The 18,426-nt window shown below is 55.0% G+C and carries 13 protein-coding genes; all 13 read left to right on the top strand.

The window, feature by feature from the left end; all coding sequences use genetic code 11:
* The first annotated feature begins 334 nt into the window (after positions 1-334).
* Positions 335-2,812, top strand: coding sequence for a stage II sporulation protein E (spoIIE, locus tag PKO01S_RS24750; RefSeq protein WP_127534126.1), 2,478 nt, complete (start codon positions 335-337; stop codon positions 2,810-2,812).
* Positions 2,812-3,210: a hypothetical protein gene (locus PKO01S_RS24745; protein WP_127534125.1), complete on the top strand. Its 399-nt coding sequence runs from the start codon at positions 2,812-2,814 to the stop codon at positions 3,208-3,210. The genes spoIIE and PKO01S_RS24745 overlap by 1 nt, the downstream gene beginning before the upstream one ends.
* A gap of 361 nt (positions 3,211-3,571) precedes the next feature.
* Complete coding sequence (locus PKO01S_RS24740) at positions 3,572-4,297, top strand: vWA domain-containing protein (protein WP_127534124.1); 726 nt, start codon at positions 3,572-3,574, stop codon at positions 4,295-4,297.
* On the top strand, positions 4,281-5,210 hold the full coding sequence (locus tag PKO01S_RS24735) for a protein kinase domain-containing protein (protein WP_127534123.1): 930 nt from the start codon (positions 4,281-4,283) through the stop codon (positions 5,208-5,210). Before PKO01S_RS24740 ends, PKO01S_RS24735 begins: the two co-directional genes overlap by 17 nt.
* Positions 5,138-6,715: a tRNA lysidine(34) synthetase TilS gene (tilS, locus tag PKO01S_RS24730; RefSeq protein ID WP_246070728.1), complete on the top strand. Its 1,578-nt coding sequence runs from the start codon at positions 5,138-5,140 to the stop codon at positions 6,713-6,715. Before PKO01S_RS24735 ends, tilS begins: the two co-directional genes overlap by 73 nt.
* Positions 6,716-6,918: 203 nt before the next feature.
* Complete coding sequence (gene hpt, locus PKO01S_RS24725) at positions 6,919-7,458, top strand: hypoxanthine phosphoribosyltransferase (RefSeq protein WP_127534121.1); 540 nt, start codon at positions 6,919-6,921, stop codon at positions 7,456-7,458.
* 130 nt (positions 7,459-7,588) lie between these two features.
* Positions 7,589-9,616, top strand: coding sequence for an ATP-dependent zinc metalloprotease FtsH (ftsH, locus tag PKO01S_RS24720; protein ID WP_127534120.1), 2,028 nt, complete (start codon positions 7,589-7,591; stop codon positions 9,614-9,616).
* Positions 9,617-9,793: 177 nt separating this feature from the next.
* Positions 9,794-11,404, top strand: coding sequence for a glycosyl hydrolase (locus PKO01S_RS24715; RefSeq protein WP_127534119.1), 1,611 nt, complete (start codon positions 9,794-9,796; stop codon positions 11,402-11,404).
* 191 nt (positions 11,405-11,595) lie between these two features.
* Positions 11,596-13,695 carry an alpha/beta hydrolase fold domain-containing protein gene (locus PKO01S_RS24710; protein WP_127534118.1) on the top strand — a complete coding sequence of 700 codons (2,100 nt, stop codon included), beginning with the start codon at positions 11,596-11,598 and terminating at the stop codon, positions 13,693-13,695.
* 309 nt (positions 13,696-14,004) lie between these two features.
* Complete coding sequence (locus PKO01S_RS24705; protein ID WP_127534117.1) at positions 14,005-15,093, top strand: BMP family lipoprotein; 1,089 nt, start codon at positions 14,005-14,007, stop codon at positions 15,091-15,093.
* A gap of 123 nt (positions 15,094-15,216) precedes the next feature.
* On the top strand, positions 15,217-16,800 hold the full coding sequence (locus PKO01S_RS24700) for an ABC transporter ATP-binding protein (protein WP_127534116.1): 1,584 nt from the start codon (positions 15,217-15,219) through the stop codon (positions 16,798-16,800).
* Positions 16,772-17,884, top strand: a complete 1,113-nt coding sequence (locus PKO01S_RS24695; RefSeq protein ID WP_127534138.1) for an ABC transporter permease — start codon at positions 16,772-16,774, stop codon at positions 17,882-17,884. The genes PKO01S_RS24700 and PKO01S_RS24695 overlap by 29 nt, the downstream gene beginning before the upstream one ends.
* Positions 17,871-18,426: ABC transporter permease (locus PKO01S_RS24690; protein ID WP_164779750.1), on the top strand; the 556-nt coding region annotated here is incomplete at its 3' end. The genes PKO01S_RS24695 and PKO01S_RS24690, both read left to right, overlap by 14 nt.

Below are 18,426 nucleotides of genomic sequence, written 5' to 3'. Positions count from 1 at the left end.
CTGCTTTTTTTGCGTTATTGAGTCGTATTCCAAAAACTTTCCCCTGAAAGTCCGGTAATCCCGACAACAGGGGACCCTTATTCGCCACACGGATGGTGTCGTCTTCGGCAAGCCGATTCCTGAAAGCGTTTCATCGAAGAGCGTTCAAACCCAGTCGGGGCCTGCACAAACGCGGTTGCCGACAAGCGTGCGGCGCGAAGAACGTTTTGTCGGAAAAAAAACAGTTGCATGAACGGTTTGTGACAAACTTTTATACGGACAGGCCTCTATAATGAGACTCACAATAAACCCGGAAATGGTGGTGTGTTTCGTGAGAGAGAGGAGCAAGCTGGTCATGTTTCCAGACGTACAGCAAGCAGGAACAGCGGCGGTGCAGCGAGCGGTTCGCAAGGGCCGGGATTGGGCTGCCGGCCGCAAGCTGTTCCAGTTGGTTGCCGCTAAGAAGTGGACGATCCTTCTAGTCGCCGTCGGATTTCTGCTTGGACGAGCTGTCATTCTTGAATCGCTCATGCCGTTTGCCGCTGCCTATTTCGCTGTATTGTATTTCTTGAGAAGAGACGCCAGCTTCTGGGCAGGCGTGGCGCTTATCGCCGGAAGCTTCTTCTCCCCCGTACCGTCGCCAGCATGGATCGCGATGGAGCTTGCCGTCGTCTTCTTATTAGTCAAAGGACTAGAGGCTTACGAGAAGGCAGAGTTATCTTACGCGCCGCTGCTTGTATTCGTCTCTACCTTGCTTGTGCAGCTATTCGGTGCGGTCATCGATAATTTGCTTGGCTGGTATGACTTGATGATGATCGTCGTCGAAGCGTCGTTGTCATTCGTGCTGACACTCGTGTTTGTTCAAGCCATACCGGTCTTAACGATGACGAAGAAGTCGAGCGGATTGCGCAACGAAGAAATCATTTGCTTGATGATTCTGATGGCCTCGATCATGACTGGAGCGGTCGGATGGAGCATCTACGGCTTATCGGCGGAGCATGTTATGTCTCGTTACATGTTGTTGTTGTTCGCTTTCGCAGGCGGTGCACCGCTAGGCGCTTCGGTCGGAGTCGTGGCCGGACTCATTCTAAGTCTCGCCGATTTTAACGCGATTGTGCAGATGAGCTTGCTCGCATTCGCAGGCTTGCTGGCCGGACTGATGCGCGACGGCGGCAAAATGGCCGTATCGTTCGGCATGCTGCTCGGCACATCCATTCTGTCGGTCTATATTGGGAATCAAACGGACGTTATGGCGTCCACTTACGAATCGGTCGCAGCCGCGATACTGTTCCTGCTGACGCCGCGCATCATGACGCGTATGATCTCTAGGTATGTGCCTGGGACGCAGGAACATGTGAAGTCGCAGCATGAATATGCCCGCCGGGTGCGTCAGGTGACAGCCGAGCGCGTTGAGCAGTTCTCGGAGGTGTTCCGCCAGCTGTCGAAGAGCTTTGGCCAATTGAACGGCGCTGTGGAGGCAGTGAAGCAGGAAGAAGAATTCAACCATTTCATGAACGCCGTTGCGGAGAAAAGCTGCCAATCCTGCCACCGCCGCGGGATGTGCTGGGAAGGAAAGTTCTATCAAACCTACAAGCTGATGACGGATATGATGACGTCCGTTGAGGAAGGCAAGAAGCTTGCGAATAAAGATATGCCAAGGGAGTGGACGACACACTGCGTAAAGCCGCAGCAAGTCATCGGAGTGATGCATCAGCAGTATGAGTTGTATAAGAACGACCGGCATTGGAAGAAACAAATCATCGAATCCCGCCAACTGGTCGCCGATCAACTGTCAGGCGTCTCGCAAGTGATGGAAGATCTGGCGAAGGAGATAAAGAGAGAAGGGCAAACGCTGCATCTGCAGGAAGAGCAAATCCGCGAGGCGCTCGAGGGTCTCGGCTTATCGATCAACGGTATCGACATCATCAATTTGGAGGAGGGAAACGTTGAGGTTGAGGTTTATCACACATTCGCGAGGGGGTACGATGAATGCCGTAAAATTATTGCGCCGCTTCTGACCGACATTCTTGGCGAGCATATCGCGGTGAAGTCGGAGCGTTATCCGGAGAAGCCGGGAGAGCCTGCGCTTGTGACGTTCGGCTCGGCTAAGGAGTTCGAGGTAGAGACAGGGGTGGCGGGGCTCGCCAAGGGCGGCGATCTGCTGTCGGGAGACAGCTTCAGTACGATTGAGCTTGGGAACGGCAAATTCGCTGTCGCGATTAGTGACGGCATGGGCAACGGCGAGCGGGCGCGGCTGGAAAGCAGCACGGCGTTGACCATTTTACAACAGCTGCTTCAGTCCGGAATGGACGAGCGGCTGGCGATCAAATCCGTTAATTCGGTGCTGCTGCTGCGCTCGCCTGACGAAGTATTCGCGACGGTCGATGTCGCGTTAATCGATATGTACACCGCGAAAACGACTTTTCTGAAAATCGGCTCGACGCCGAGCTTTATTAAACGAGGCAACGAGGTGATACCGGTAACGGCGAACAATCTTCCGATCGGCATCTTGCAGGATATCGATGTGGATCTCATCACGATGCAGCTCCAGCCTGGCGACACGCTTATTATGATGACCGACGGCATTTATGATGCTCCGGGACATGCGGTGAATAAGGAGATGTGGATGAAGCGGATCATTCAAGAGATTAGTTCAACGGAGCCGCAAGAAATCGCGGACATGCTGCTCGACAGAGTTGTACGCCATCACGAAGGCGATATTATCGACGATATGACGGTCGTAGTTGCACGGGTGGACAAGCATCAGCCGGAATGGGCGACGTTCCGGTGGACCGGTATTCCGCGCTTCGAGCGCCCAAGGACGGTGAGCTAATGATGAAGTGGAGAGTAAGCGTGAACGGGAAGAGGGTATCGAGAGAGAAGGCTTGCCGCAACCGGATTGAACAAGAGGAGGTGCAGGTTCAAGAGGAGAACCTGGAGGAACAGGATGTACTTACGGCAAGCGGTGCTGAGGCTCCGGCACAGCATCACGCACCGTTGACTTTAGTGCGTATGCAAGATCAAACGCTGGCAAAAGCCTCTATGCAATCGTGGACCGCGAAGCGAGAACGGCTGCAATCACCGGCTCGAACACGCCATCTTGCGTGGCAGCAAGTCGTGGAAGCAACCGGTACCCGGCTACGAGCGAATAACGCCCGGCGGGGTACCCGGATCATATCCTCCCGTAAAATGCGACGAAGCTGCGCGCCTATCCGAGTGCCGCCTGCTTAGGCGGACATTAGCGGCGGGAGGCCGGCGCAAGCCCTCGCATGCTAGGTGCTATGTTTGAATATACCGTGAATCGCGCTCATTCGCGCATTCCGGTTCATGCATATGGAAGTCCGGTTGATGCGGGCGGTCTCGAGACCCCGTACTTACCGGACTTCTTGTTGATTCCTCGCAGCTCTCGGTTTCCGAATGCTCGCGGCACCTCTGCTATATTTAATTATTGTGAACAGACCGGTTCGATAGAGGCCGGTCTGTTCTGCGTAGTTGCGCCTAACGGGTCTATATTGTTCTCGATTCGGCAAAGCTAATAGAGACAACCAATAGATGAACTGGGCGGTTCCCACTACGGTTAGGAGGTTCGCAGATGAAACAGATTCTACTAATTACGGACGGCTGCTCGAATGTCGGAGTCAGTCCGGTCGTGGCGGCGGCGCACGCGCATTCGGAAGCGATTACGGTCAACGTAGTCGGCGTGATAGACCGGAGCGACGTCGGTGAATTCGGTGCTACGGAGATTGAGGAGATTGCAAGAGCAGGAGGCGGCATGAGCCGGCTTGTGAACACGAAGCAGTTGTCGCAAACGGTGCAGATGATGACGCGCAAAACGGTCGTTCAGACGATTCAGCACGCGGTTCAGAAGGAACTGAAGCAGGTGTTCGGCCAGACGTCGATCGAGTCGCTGCCGCCGGAGAAACGCAGCGAGGTCGTTCGCGTCATCGATGAGCTTGGTGAATCCACCAAGCTTCGCGTGGCGCTGCTCATCGACGCGAGTGCGAGCATGAAGCCGAAGCTGCAGGCCGTCGAGGAGGCGATTCGGGATTTGATGCTGAGCTTGCGGTCGCGGCAAGGGGAAAGCGAGCTGGCGGTATTTCACTTCCCGGGCTCGGGGTACGGGGACGATTGCACGCTTGACCTGGATTGGACCAACGACTTGTCCGGCGTACAGTCGATATTTCCGAAACTGCAGATGCGCGGCACGACGCCGACCGGGCCGGCGATCATGCAGGTCATTGATTTTTACCGTCAGGGGGATTATCGTAGGGATAGCAGAGACGGAACGGACGGGATGATGAGTGACTACGTCGTTTAATTTCAACCTCGGCCGCGGATCGGTCGTAACCGGCAAGTGGAGAGGCGCCTGCTACCGAGTCGAGCGTTTGCTCGGCGAGGGGGCTAACGGCAAAGTATATCTTGTTCAGCGGGACAAGGCTTGGTACGCATTGAAAGTCGGCGCCGACGCGGTCGACCTGCAATCGGAAATCAATGTGCTGCAATCGCTAGATTTGCAGAAAAGAACGAAACGGCCCGATGTCGAGCCGTTTCTTGTCGATGTAGACGATGTCGTGCTCGAAGCCGGACGGGAGCTCCCTTTTTACGTCATGCGGTACGTTCGCGGCGCAACGCTGTCAGGTTTTCTCGCGAAGGAAGGGACGGAATGGTTCCCGCTCGCGTTATATAATCTGCTTCGCAAGCTTGGCGATCTGCATGAGGCGGGATGGGCGTTCGGCGATCTGAAGGTCGAGAACATTCTAGTAGCCGAGTATGGGCGGGTCGAGTTAGTCGATTACGGCGGTCTCACCGGCTTCGGCAAAGGAGTGCGCCAGTTTACCGAAATTTACGACCGCGGATACTGGAATGCGGGGACGAGGACGGCCGATGCAGGGTATGATCTGTTCTCGTTCGCGGTACTGTGCATTCAGCTGCATGACAGCAAAAGACTGCAGTTGCTGCCGCACCAGCTGCTGCCGCAGAACCGGTCGCCCGAAGAGCTGCTGCGTCTGGCACAGAACAATCCGGAGCTCCGTCCCTTCGTCGGCTGGCTCAGCCGTGCGCTGACCGGCGGCTTCGCTGACGCGAGGGAGGCGGCTGCCTCATGGCAGCGGCTCGTTACCCGGTCCGATACACACAAGAGCGCGCAGCCCGTGCCGGCATGGGTCAAGGGGCTGTTCCTCTTATCGGCGGGCGTCGCAGCGAGCGCAGCCGTCTGGCTGTGGTTGGAGTAGATGGTTGTCTGAAGGCGGCGCTGCGGCATTTCGATGAACGAAGGGGAATAGGAACAACGATGGATGAGTTGCTGAAGCGGCTGATGGCTGCTAAGGAAGCGGATGGATTGTGGCGCGAAGGCGATACGATCGTCGTCGCCGTATCAGGCGGACCGGATTCAATGTCGCTGCTTCATCTGCTTCACCGGGCAGCAGCAAGTGACCGGCTGCATTTGATTGCAGCGCATGTCGATCACGGATTCCGGGGGCAAGAATCAGAGAACGAGGCCGCGATGGTGGAGGCCTACGCACGAAAGATCCGGATTCCTTTCGAATCCGTAAAGCTTGATATGCCGACATATATTGAAGAAACTGGAATGAACGGCCAGCTTGCATCCCGGATTAAGCGGTATGAATTTCTGCACCGAGTGGCGGAGCGGAGCGGAGCCTCACGCATCGCGCTTGCCCATCATGCGGACGATCAGGCGGAAACGGTTCTGATGCGGCTGCTGAGAGGAACGGGTACAAGCGGATTAGCCGGAATTCCGGTCAAAAGACCCGATAAAAACGTGGAACTTATCCGTCCGTTGCTGCGTATTTACAAGACAGAGCTTGAAGCCTATATCGAGCATTATGGTATTCCGTTCGCCATTGACAGCAGCAACGCGAAGCGTGATTATTGGCGCAATGAGATTCGGCTCGATATTTTGCCTAGATTGACGCAGCACAACCCTCAATTGGCGGCTTCCTTGAACAGGCTCTCCGAGATCGCTTCGGCTGAGAACGAGTGGATGCAGGAGGAATCGCAACGCGCATTCGAGCGTCTGGTCAGACGCTGTCATGGGCCGTCGTTCGAGATGGAAAGAGCGGATTTGACCAGCCTCCCCGTCGCTTTACAAAGGAGATTGATTAAACTAATATTAAATTATCTCTCAATGGAAACGACTGGGTCAGCCCCGGTTGAAGGTGCGGAATTCGAGCAGATTGAGAGAATGAGAAACGCAACGGCGGCCGCATTTCCTTCGACATGGAGCACGGACGCATGTGCGGGTATCAGGTTCGATCGCGAGTACGACCGATTGCGGTGGTCGCGTCACAGCAGAGGGGCGCATGAGCCTTGTCCGCCATACGCGTACACACTGGATGGAGCGAACGGAACCGTTCATATTCCGGAAGGGGGAATGACGTTCCGGCTGGCGCATAATGCCGCGGCAGCCGTCGAGCGCGGGCCATACACGGCAGCATTCGATGCGGATAAACTCGCTTACCCGTTGATCGTTCGCAACCGCAGGCCAGGCGACCGGATGAGCGTAATTGGATTAAACGGAACGAAAAAGGTGCAAGATATGTTCGTTGATCTCAAGATTCCGCCGTCTGTCCGAGACCGAATGCCATTGCTCGTCGATGCGGAAGGGAAGTTGTTATGGATTCCAGGTGCAAGACGTTCTGCCGCTGCGCCGGTGACGCCGGACACGACGAACCTGCTCTGTATTCATGCTGCACCCTTCGCAATGAACCTTGAATAAGCGGCCCTTGTATGATCATACATATAAGTTACAAGCTATCCCTAATATGGCCGGAGCAGCTTGAGCAGTATCTCATGCCCTACTGGGCGGAAGCGCAACTTTAATTAAGCACTTTATCTAGTCCATGTTTTCGAGCAGCTTAAGTTCCATTCTGGCCGCGACAACGGTCAGAGCACTACGCTTAATCTTTAGGAGGAACCATTTTGTTAAACGATATCCAGGAAGTTATTTTTGATGCCGAGACGATTCAGAACAAAATCAATCAACTAGGCGAGCAGCTCAGCCAAGACTTCGAAGGCCGGAATCCGCTAGTTATCTGCGTCCTGAAAGGCGCGTTTATTTTCATGGCAGATCTGGTTAAACAATTAAGCATACCTTTGGAGATCGACTTCATGGCAGTATCGAGCTACGGCGCATCCACCAAGTCGTCCGGTGTAGTCAAAATCATTAAGGACCTGGACGTCACCGTAGAAGGACGCGAGGTGCTGATCGTAGAAGACATTATCGACAGCGGCCTGACGCTGAGTTACTTGATCGATGTGCTGGAACGCCGTAACGCAAAGTCTGTCACAGTCGTTACGCTGTTCGACAAGCCGGCACGCCGGACCGTCGAGCTTGAAGCAGATTATAAGGGCTTCATCCTGCCGGATGAGTTCATCGTCGGCTACGGACTCGATTATGCGGAGCGTTACCGCAACCTGCCGTTCGTCGGCATCCTGAAGCCTGAAGTATACAGCAAGTAGTACTCTTCTCGCGAAGGAACGCGCCCAATTGTTATGCGATTCGCCCTAGCGTGACGCCATTACTGGTTCTATTGTTATGGAAAGTCATGCTATGGTAAAATATTTAAAGCGTCTCGAGAGGAGGTTGGGGATGAATCGAATCATCCGGAACACTGGATTTTATTTACTCATTTTTTTGGTGACCGTGGGGATTGTCCAATTTATCAGCAGCCAAAACGACTCATCGGCCGAAATCCGCTACGATGAGTTCCGGAAAGCACTCAGTACGGACAACATTGCGAGCTTGGAACTTCAATTTGATGGCTATTCCTATTTGGTCACTGGTGAATATAAAAACCCGCCGGAAGCCAACACGAAAACGAAGAAGTTTTATACCCGTACCAACGTCGATGAATTTGTAACGAAAGAAATTGACGATGCGGCGGAGCAGAATCACTTCGAGCTTGAGTATAAGAAGATGAAGGGCGAGAGCATGTGGCTCACGCTGCTGACGTCTATCATTCCTTTCGTGATCATCTTTATCCTGTTCTTCTTCTTGATGAACCAGGCCCAGGGTGGCGGCGGCAAAGTGATGAACTTCGGCAAGAGCCGAGCCCGTCTATACAATGAAGAGAAGAAGCGCGTCACGTTCGAGGACGTGGCGGGCGCAGATGAAGAGAAGCAAGAACTCGTCGAGGTCGTTGAATTCCTCAAAGATCCTCGCAAGTTCGCAGCAGTAGGCGCACGTATTCCGAAGGGTGTTCTGCTTGTAGGCCCTCCGGGTACGGGTAAAACGTTGCTCGCCCGTGCAGTAGCAGGCGAAGCAGGCGTACCATTCTTCAGCATCTCGGGTTCCGACTTCGTCGAAATGTTCGTCGGGGTAGGCGCATCGCGCGTTCGCGACTTGTTCGAGAATGCGAAGAAGAACGCTCCTTGTATTATCTTTATCGACGAGATCGATGCCGTCGGACGTCAACGGGGCGCAGGCCTTGGCGGCGGTCACGACGAGCGCGAGCAAACGCTCAACCAATTACTCGTTGAGATGGACGGCTTCGGCGCGAACGAAGGCATTATTATCGTCGCGGCGACGAACCGTCCGGACATTCTGGACCCGGCGCTTCTCCGTCCAGGCCGTTTCGACCGTCAGATTACGGTCGACCGTCCAGACGTGAAAGGCCGCGAGGCGGTACTGAAAGTGCATGCCCGCAACAAGCCGTTGGCCAAGGACGTTAAGCTCGACATTATTGCGAAGCGCACGACCGGCTTTACCGGCGCCGATCTGGAGAACTTGCTGAACGAAGCAGCGCTCTTGGCGGCTCGCCGCAACAAGAAGGATATCGCGATGGTTGAGGTTGACGAAGCGATCGACCGCGTCATCGTCGGTACGGAGAAGCGCAGCCGCGTTATCAGCGACCGCGAGAAACGTATTGTCGCTTACCACGAAGCAGGACATACGATTGTCGGCTACTTCTTGGAGCATGCCGATATGGTTCATAAGGTTACGATCATTCCTCGCGGCAAGGCTGGCGGTTACGTCATCATGATGCCGAAGGAAGACCGTATGCTCGTTACGAAGCAGGAGCTGCTGGATAAAGTAACGGGGCTGCTCGGCGGCCGCGTCGCCGAAGAAATTTTCATCGGCGAAATCGGCACGGGCGCTTACAGCGACTTCAAGCAAGCGACTAGCATCGTACGCAGCATGATTATGGAATACGGCATGAGCGATAAGCTCGGACCGATGCAGTTCGGCAGCTCGCAAGGCCAAGTGTTCCTCGGCCGCGATATCGGACATGAGCAGAACTACTCGGATACGATCGCGTATGAGATCGACCAAGAGATGCAGCGCATGATCAACGACTCCTATACGCGTGCGAAGAACTTGCTCACCGAGAAGTCGAAAGAAGTGCATTTGATCGCCCAGACGCTCCTCCGCGAGGAGACGCTCGAGCTCGAACAGATCAAGCGTTTGATCGAGACGGGTGCGATCGACGGCGAACTGCCTGTTGACCTCGAGAAATCTTCGTCCTCTGAAGAGTTCCGCAACGACGTGAAGATCGATACGATCGGCGGCGTGAAGGTTCGTATTCAGACGAAAGAGCAAGAAGAGGCGGCAGGACCAGTTAGTGATACAACAAATAACGGCGAAGATGAGGGCGGTTCCGGATCTGACAAAGCTTAGGCAGTCAGCCGGCCCCGAATTGAACCCGAATGAAGGCTCAGTTCTTCTAGCAGCTGCTAGAGGACTGGGCCTTTTTTGCTACGAATGATGGACTCTTTAAGTCTCTTGAACCATGTGGTAAAATAATCCCCGACATTAGAGTGATACGTTAGACCTAACAGACGGGGGATCGACACATTGGCAGAGAGAAGACGTTGGAGAAGGTTCACATTGGGCATAGCCGCGGCGTTGTTGATCATGGCAGCATGGCCGGTGGGAAGCGCGTATGCCCTGAATGTATGGGGAATTTACAAGGAAGCGGAGAAGCTGGACGCGAAAGGCAAATACGCGGAGGCTATAGCGAAGTATAAGCTTATTGCGGATGAGTTCGTGAAGAACAAGGAGTACGGTAACGCAACGAATATGTACCGCAATATTGGAGCGGACTATTCGAAGCTGAAGAAGTACGACGAGGCTGTTGCGAACTGGGATAAAGAGGCGCTCTATGCGGATAAGGCCGGACAACTGCAAGTAAGCTTGGCGGCCAAGCGCAAGGCGGATATGCTGCGGAGCAGCGTTCAGCTGTACGTTGAAACGGATGCGGCCGCCGCAGGCAGTGCCAACTACCATGGCGAAATTTTCGAGCCTAAGAATGGTGCGTATATTGGGGCTTATGCTGAGCTCGATACGGCCGTTCATAATGCGAAGACGAGCAATCCGTTCTACACCGAGAAGTTCCCGGAGCTGACGGGCAAGAAGCATGCGGCGTACTTGCTTTATTTTACATACGGCAAGCCGTTGTCGATGCTGAAGAGCCATCTGGAGCATGCGCGGGCGAACGGGACCGCCCTTCAACTAGGCATTCAGCCGATTCAGGGGCTTGATCAGGTGCAGGACGATGAGTATCTGCATCAATTCGCCAAGGATATCGCCGAGTCCGGTGTGAATGTATTTTTGCGCTTCGCGAACGAAATGAACGGTGATTGGGTACCTTGGCACGGCGACCCGGACAAGTATATCGAGAAATTCCGGCTCTTAGCGGATGTGATGCATAAGGAAGCGCCGAACAACGTCGCGATGGTATGGGCGCCTGGTTCTACGCCGGAATATAACATTGAGGACTACTATCCCGGCGACGCTTATGTCGACTGGGTGGGCGTAAGCGTCTATTCGATCTTTAATCCGACGCTGGATCCGCTCAAGGCGGGCGAAGACCGCGCGAGCCATCTGGACAAGTTCAATCATATCTATAAGCTGTATGCGCAGCGCAAGCCTGTCTTTATTTCCGAGGGCGGTGTCTCGTACATGTATCCGGAGAAGCTGCAGGATAAAACAGCGTGGGCGAGCTACCAACTGAAGCAGTTCTACCTCTCGCTGCCGATGGTATATCCGAAGGTGAAGGCGGTATTTTATTTCGACAGCAATCACGACTCCTCCAATCGGGTCAAATATTATATGCTGTCCGCGAACACTAAATTGCTGGAGGCCTACAAGACTTCGATCGCGAGTCCGTTCTATCTGAGTACGATTGGCGAGGAGTCGGCGGTCGTCTATCGGAAGATTAGCGGCTCGACGGTCGAGGCGGACGTCGAGACGGTATCGGCTTATATGAAAACGTGGACGCCGGTGCTAAGCAAAGTAACCTATGAAATCGGCGGTAAGACCATTGCTGCGGTGACTCAACTGCCGTGGAGTGCCAAGATTGACTTTAAGCCGTATCATGGCAAGAGGATCGATATTGTTGTCAAAGCGTATGATCCAACCGGCAAGCTGGTCACGACGCAGAAATCTTCCGTTACAGTGAAATAGACGGCAAATAAGACGGCGCGCTTTGCGCCGTCTTATTTGTTTTGTTGCAGACCGCCGCTGGAGAACGAAACAGATGCGTAATATTACGCTGATTTAAGATAAGATGGCTCATTGCCCCTTGTTGAGGGTTTCAATAATATGGCAATAAAAGCATTCCTACTTATTACAAATCAACTCTAGGGGGTCTTTCGTTGCGAAAGCGGCAGTGGATTTATGTATGGTTTGTTATTGTGGCGGCAGTTGGCATTAGCATTTGGGCTTTGCTGGCGGGCTCACAGGGCGATAAGAGCGAGAAGGAGCAGGCGCAGGTGCAGCCCACGGCTGACCAACCGGCAAGCAATCAGGGGGAGGACCAGACCTCGGACCGGACTGCTGATCTGCAGATGGAGACGCAAGAGCCTCTGCTTACGCCGGACTACGAAGTGGAAGTGCAGCGGGATATTGTTTACGCCAGCAAGACGAACGAGACAGATGCAGCGGAGCTGCTTAAGCTTGATCTCTATAAGCCGTCCGCCAATGGCGGCGTGAAGAGACCCGTGTTCCTGTTTATTCATGGGGGCGGTTATACGAGCGGAAGCAAGCAGGATGGGACAGCATACGCTTCAGAATTGGCCAAGCGAGGCTATGCAGTCGTCGCCATGGATTACCGGCTGAAGCGCGACCCGTTCACACCGTTCTCCCGTACGTTATCCGATGCGTACGAAGATATCGAGGACGCGTTCGAGTGGATCGCAGCCAATGCGGAGGCCGAAGGGCTGGATGCGGGACGAATTGCAGTCGGCGGCGATTCGGCCGGCGGATATTTGTCGCTCAATTTCGTCAACCACTATCTGGATCAGAATGACGCCGTGAAGAAGAGTGTGTACGCTATTGTCGACATCTACGGCGGAAAGTTGGATCTGCCTGCGAACGAGAAGCTGCCGCCTGTACTTATTATTCACGGCACAATCGATCAGCTCGTTCCGTATGCTCAAAGCTTGGAGCTCCAGCAAGAGCTGCAGCAGCGCGGAATCTACCAGACGATGCTTACCATGGAGGGCGTCGGGCACGATTATAAGAACGAGAAGTATGCCGACGAGGTAGTAGGGACGACCTCACACTTCCTGTGGAATGTGTGGAAGGAGCAGGATGCGGGCTCACTACCGGTAACGTCTGGCATAGAAGCGATATCCGGTAACCGTTTCGAGCTGCAGCTGCCGACGGCTTATCAAGCCGATGCAGACAGCCCGGTCGACGTGGAGCTGCCGGAAGGGTGGACGTCCGGGAAGGCGGGGGCGGCCAAGCTCAACGTACAAATTCCGGCCGGCCTGGAGCGGGGCAGCCGATCCGTTATCGTATCACAGGGAGCAGGGGCTGTGCACCGCTTCGCTGTTAATGTGAAAGTGCTCGATCCGCTTACGCCGCAATTCGAGACGTATTATGATCCGGAGAAGCGCACGGTACGTACCCGGATGCAGATAACGAACCGGAGCGAGAGCCCATTCAGCGGGAAGCTTCAATTCAACTACGAGACGGAACGTTCCGTACAGCGCGAATATAAGGCCGATATCAGCGGGCTTGAGGTCGGTGCAAGCACATCATTTATAATACCCGAGCTCGCACAAGGACAGCGTTCGCTTGAGATTGCCGACAGCTCCGGCCAGTTGGTGCAGCGGACGGAAGAAGAATTCCATGCGCTTCTTGCCCATAAGCAGCCGTCGCCGGTTCAGATCGATGGAAGCATGGCGGAATGGAAGGGAGCGTCCCGTTTCGAGGTAAGCAAAGTTGTCATGGATGGCTGGAACGGCGAAGAGGATGCGAGCGCATTCGGCTATATCAGCTGGGACGACGAGAAGTTGTATGCGGCACTGGATGTGACAGACGATGCACATGTTCAACAAGAGCATGCGGATGCCATTTGGAGCGGTGACAGCTTACAACTCGCGGTCGGCATAGCCGGCGAAGACGGCGGGATGGCGAATGAGTACAGTGAAATAGGAGCGGCCGTGGACGATGCGGGCATTGTCTCGCAATGGCGCTGGATCGCGCCAAGCGGATTTATGCCGGGCGATGTCAGAGGGATGGATGCAACAGTTATCCGTTCCGAAGGGCATACGATTTATGAGCTTGCCATCCCATGGCATGAATTAACGTTCGTTACCGATAAGGTGAAGCAAGGAGCGAAGTTGAAGTTGTCGCTGCTCATAAATGACAATGACGGCAAGGGGCGCAAAGGCTGGATCGAGTATAACAGCGGCATTGGCACAGCAAAAGATATTCATCTGTTCGGCGACGTATTTCTAGGAAAATGAAATGATTTATAGCAGCACAAGGAGGGCCTCCATTTCCGCCGTGAAGGCGGAGTGGGGGCTTATTCGCGTTGTCAGCGTGCGGGATTCTTTCGCATAAGTCAGTCCTGTGTTTTTGTGCATGCTGCTTAACATTTTGTATGGCCGCACAAGATGTGAGGATACCTCACTCTGCGACATTGACGGTGCTTTTCCCCTCCCTATAATAGGGAAGTAACAAGAGCAACTCGGCATAAACCTGACAATCGAATGACGCATCGAAGGCGGGCGGCAGATCATGATCCACACTCGGGCAGTAAGGGAGAGAGCGGAATGAACAAGAAGCTGATTCTGATGGTCGTAGCGGTTATGCTGGCCGCCATTGCATTGGCGGGGTGCGGGAGCGAGAAGAAGGAAGCCGGAACGACAGGAGATCCAGAGCCTTCGGATAAGGCAACGACGAGCGGGGCAGCCGATCCGGCGCCGTCGGAGAGCAAGGGCGCGGGTCTTAAGATCGGGATGGCGACGGACGGCGGCGGCGTGAATGATAAGTCGTTTAATCAGGGCGCGTGGGAAGGTTTGCAGAAGCTGGCGGAAGAGACGGGTGTCACGGTCAAATATTTGGAGAGTAAGACGGACTCGGATTACATCCCGAACTTGAATACGTTCGTGAAGGACGACTACAGCCTGACCTGGGGCATCGGATTTCTGTTCGTCGATGCGATGAAGACGATCGCGGAGCAGAATCCGGACGCGAAGCTTGCGATTATCGACAACGTCGTAGAGGCGTCGAACGTAGAGTCGGTTACTTTTGCCGAGAATGAAGGCTCGTTCCTTGTCGGTGTTGTGGCGGGACTGACGACCAAGTCGAACAAAATCGGCTTCGTCGGCGGGATGGAGATTCCGGTGATTAAGAAGTTTGAGGCAGGCTTCGCGGCTGGCGTTGCGGCGGTTAATCCGGATGCGAAGGTGCTCATTAACTATGTGGGTGACTTTAACAAGCCGGATATCGGCAAGCAGCAGGCAGCGACGATGTATAACGATGGTGCGGATATTATTTTTCAAGCGGCAGGGTCATCGGGCAACGGCGTGTTCACCGAAGCGCTGGACCGGTTCAAGTCGGGCGGCAAAGTATGGGTTATCGGCGTCGATAAGGATCAATCGCTCGAGTTCGGCGATGACGTGACGCTGACATCCATGATGAAGGGAGTAGAGGCCGCTGTGCTCAAAGTGTCCAAGGACGTAATTGACGGCAAGTTCGAAGGCGGCAAGATTGTAGAGCTCGGCCTTAAGGATAATGGCGTCGGACTCCCTGCCGTGAATAAGAACGTGCCGGATGAGGTGCTGGCTAAGGTGGAAGAGTTCAAGGCCAAGATTATTAGCGGCGAAATCGTCGTGCCGAAGGAACCGGCGGCGAAATAGTCTTTATAACGAAACATCAGCATCTATGAGCGAACGGGCTTGTAACGAGACGACGAATACGGATCATCCAGGCGATAAGGCCGGCCATTGGCCGGTCTTTCTCCTATGGCGGGAGGATGCGGAATGAGCGATGCGAGCGTACCGGCAGCAGTGGAGCTGATCGGCATTACGAAGCGGTTTCCCGGACTAACGGCGAACGACGGTATCGGCTTCCAGTTGAACCGGGGCGAGATTCATGCGCTGCTGGGCGAGAACGGAGCGGGTAAATCGACGCTGATGAACATCTTGTTCGGGCTATACCAGCCGGATGAGGGCGAAATCCGCATTCATGGGCAGTCAACGGTCATCAATGGACCGTCACGGGCGATCGAGCTTGGCATTGGCATGGTTCATCAGCATTTCAAGCTTGTGCAGACGTTTACCGTTGCGGACAATATTGTGCTCGGCAGTGAGCCGGCCGCCGCCGGGGGACTGCGTCTGAAGAAGAAGGAGGCGGAGGCTCGGGTGCGGGAGCTGTCGGCCAAGTACGGGCTAGAGGTCGATCCGCAGCTTCGGGTGGAGCGAATATCGGTCGGCATGCAGCAGCGGGTCGAAATATTAAAGACGCTGTACCGCGGCGCGGACATACTTATTCTCGACGAACCGACGGCAGTGTTAACGGTGGGCGAGATCGAAGAACTGATGTTGATTTTGCGGAGGCTGACGGCTGAAGGCAAGTCGATCATACTTATTACGCACAAGCTGAAAGAAATTATGAAAGCCTCGGATCGAGTGACCGTTATTCGGCGGGGCAAGGCGGTTGGAACGGTACGGACAGAGCAGACGAGTGAGGGCGAGCTGGCTGCGATGATGGTCGGCCGCCCGGTAACAATACATGAGCGCGGCCGACGGCGGGCACCAGGGGGCATCGTGCTGGAGATGAACGGCCTCAGCATGCAGGGCGAACGTGGGCGCCCGGTGCTGCACGGCGTCTCCTTCTCGGTGCGCGAAGGAGAAATCGTCGGCATTGCAGGCGTAGACGGCAACGGGCAGCATGAATTGGTTGAAGCGGTTACGGGACTGGCAGCCGTATCATCGGGAACGGTTCGGATAGGCGGGCATGACATGACGAACCGGCCGCCAGGCGAGTTGCTTCGAGCAGGAATCGCCCATATTCCGGAGGACCGGCATAAACACGGGCTCATACTCGATTTCACGCTCGGCGAGAACATGGTGCTCGGCGGACACTCGTCTTCTATGTATTCGCAATACGGCTTTCTACGGAGGAAGTCGATTGAACGAGAGGCGCAATTACTCGTGGAGCGGTTTGACGTCCGTACGCCGGGCATTCAATATACAGCGCGCACATTATCGGGAGGCAATCAGCAGAAAGCGATTATTGCCCGGGAATTAAGCCGCGGGCCGAAGCTGATTGTAGCCGTTCAGCCGACGCGCGGACTGGATATCGGAGCAATCGCCTTCGTGCATGAACGGCTGCTGGCTGCCAGGGAAGAGGGCAAGGCGATTCTGCTCGTTTCCTACGAATTGGATGAGCTGTTCAGTTTGTCCGACCGGGTGCTTGTGATGTGCGGCGGCGCCGTAATGGGTGAGCTCGATGCAAGGCAGCGGGACGATGAGATGCTCGGTCTAATGATGTGCGGCCGTATAGATAAGCGCAGCGAGGAGGTGTTGGGTCATGATGGGAACCGGCCGCAGACTGTTCGATAAAACATCGTCGCTCGTACCGCTGATCAGCATCGTGCTCGGCTTGCTGGTCGGCGCCGCTGTTATGGCGGCAGGCGGTTACGATCCGATCGCTGCCTACCGTTCATTGCTGGATAAAGTGTTCGGCAGCAAATTCGATATCGGGGAGACGCTCCGGCAGATAACGCCGCTCATTTTCACCGGTTTATCGGTGGCATTCGCATTCCGAACGGGTCTGTTCAATATTGGCGCGGAGGGCCAGTTTATTATGGGCATGACGGGCGCGACAGTCGTCGGTGTGACGGTTGATCTGCCTGCCTTTATCCACGCGCCGCTTGCGATAGCCGCCGGTGCAATGGCCGGAGGACTATGGGGGGCACTCACAGGATACTTGAAGGCACGGCGCGGTGTGAATGAAGTCATCTCTTCGATTATGCTGAATTGGATCGCCCTTTATCTATCCAATTTCATCATCCGGCAGTTTCTGCTGGAGCCTGGGCAGCAACGGTCTCGGATGATTCACGAGTCGGCTTCGGTCTCACTGGCCGGGCTGTCGAAGGGGATGGATTACGCACGGATGCATATCGGCATGCTGTTCGCGCTCGCCGGAGTCGCCTTGTTCTACGTACTGCTGTGGCGGACGAAGCAAGGGTACGAGCTTCGCGCTGTTGGCCATAACCCGGAAGCGGCCCGTTATGCCGGGATGAAAGTGAGCCGTACCATTATAAAAGCGATGTTCATCTCGGGGCTGTTCGCGGGGCTCGCCGGCACGTTCGAGTCGCTTGGCGTATTCCATTACGAGGTTATAGCGGCATCCTCGCCGGGCTACGGTTTCGACGGCATCGCCGTATCGCTGCTTGGCGGCAATACACCGCTCGGCATTCTGCTTGCTGCCGCTCTGTTCGGCGCGTTGACCTACGGTTCTGCCGGCATGAGCTTTGGCGCCGACGTCCCGACGGAAATCGCCCGTATCGTCATTGGCGCCGTCATCTTCTTCGTTGCTTCGCACGGCATCGTCCGCTGGCTGTTGAAACCCGACTGGTTTCGAAAATTGAATCGGCCCGAGGCGGAGCGGGAGAAAGGAGCGGCCGTTCATGAACATCCTTGAAACAATAGGGCAGTTGTTGAATTCAACGGCAGCCTTCTCAGCGGCACTCATTCTTGCTGCTCTTGGCGGCATTTGTTCGGAGCGGGCGGGTGTCGTCAATATAGGCCTGGAGGGATTAATGACGGCAGGAGCATTCGCTGCGGCGGTGACGGCCGATTATGCGTCGAGGGGAGGGGCGGGCAGCTTGTCGCCCTGGCTCGGGTTACTGGGCGCTGTCATCTTCGCTTCGTTGTTCGCGCTCCTTCACGCGGTCGCAACGGTCACGTTCAGGTCGAACCAGGTCGTAACAGGCGTCGTCATCAATTTTCTCGCGCTGGGCATCGGTGTTTATCTCGTGAAGAGCATCTACCACGGCTCCGGACAGTCGGACACTTTGAAGGAAGTGTTCCATCAAATTAAAGTTCCGTATGCCGCTGATATTCCGCTGCTGGGCGAAGCGTTGTTCCACGCATACCCGACGACCTACATCGCGCTCGTGCTGACGGCTGCGGTCTGGTACGCCATGTTCCGTTCAAAATATGGCCTGCGCCTTCGAGCCGTAG

It is taken from the genome of Paenibacillus kobensis NBRC 15729, from assembly GCF_004000825.1.
GTDB lineage: Bacteria > Bacillota > Bacilli > Paenibacillales > Paenibacillaceae > Paenibacillus_T > Paenibacillus_T kobensis.
The sequence above is the reverse complement of the archived record's forward strand: the minus strand, read 5'-3'. Positions and strand labels throughout refer to the sequence as shown.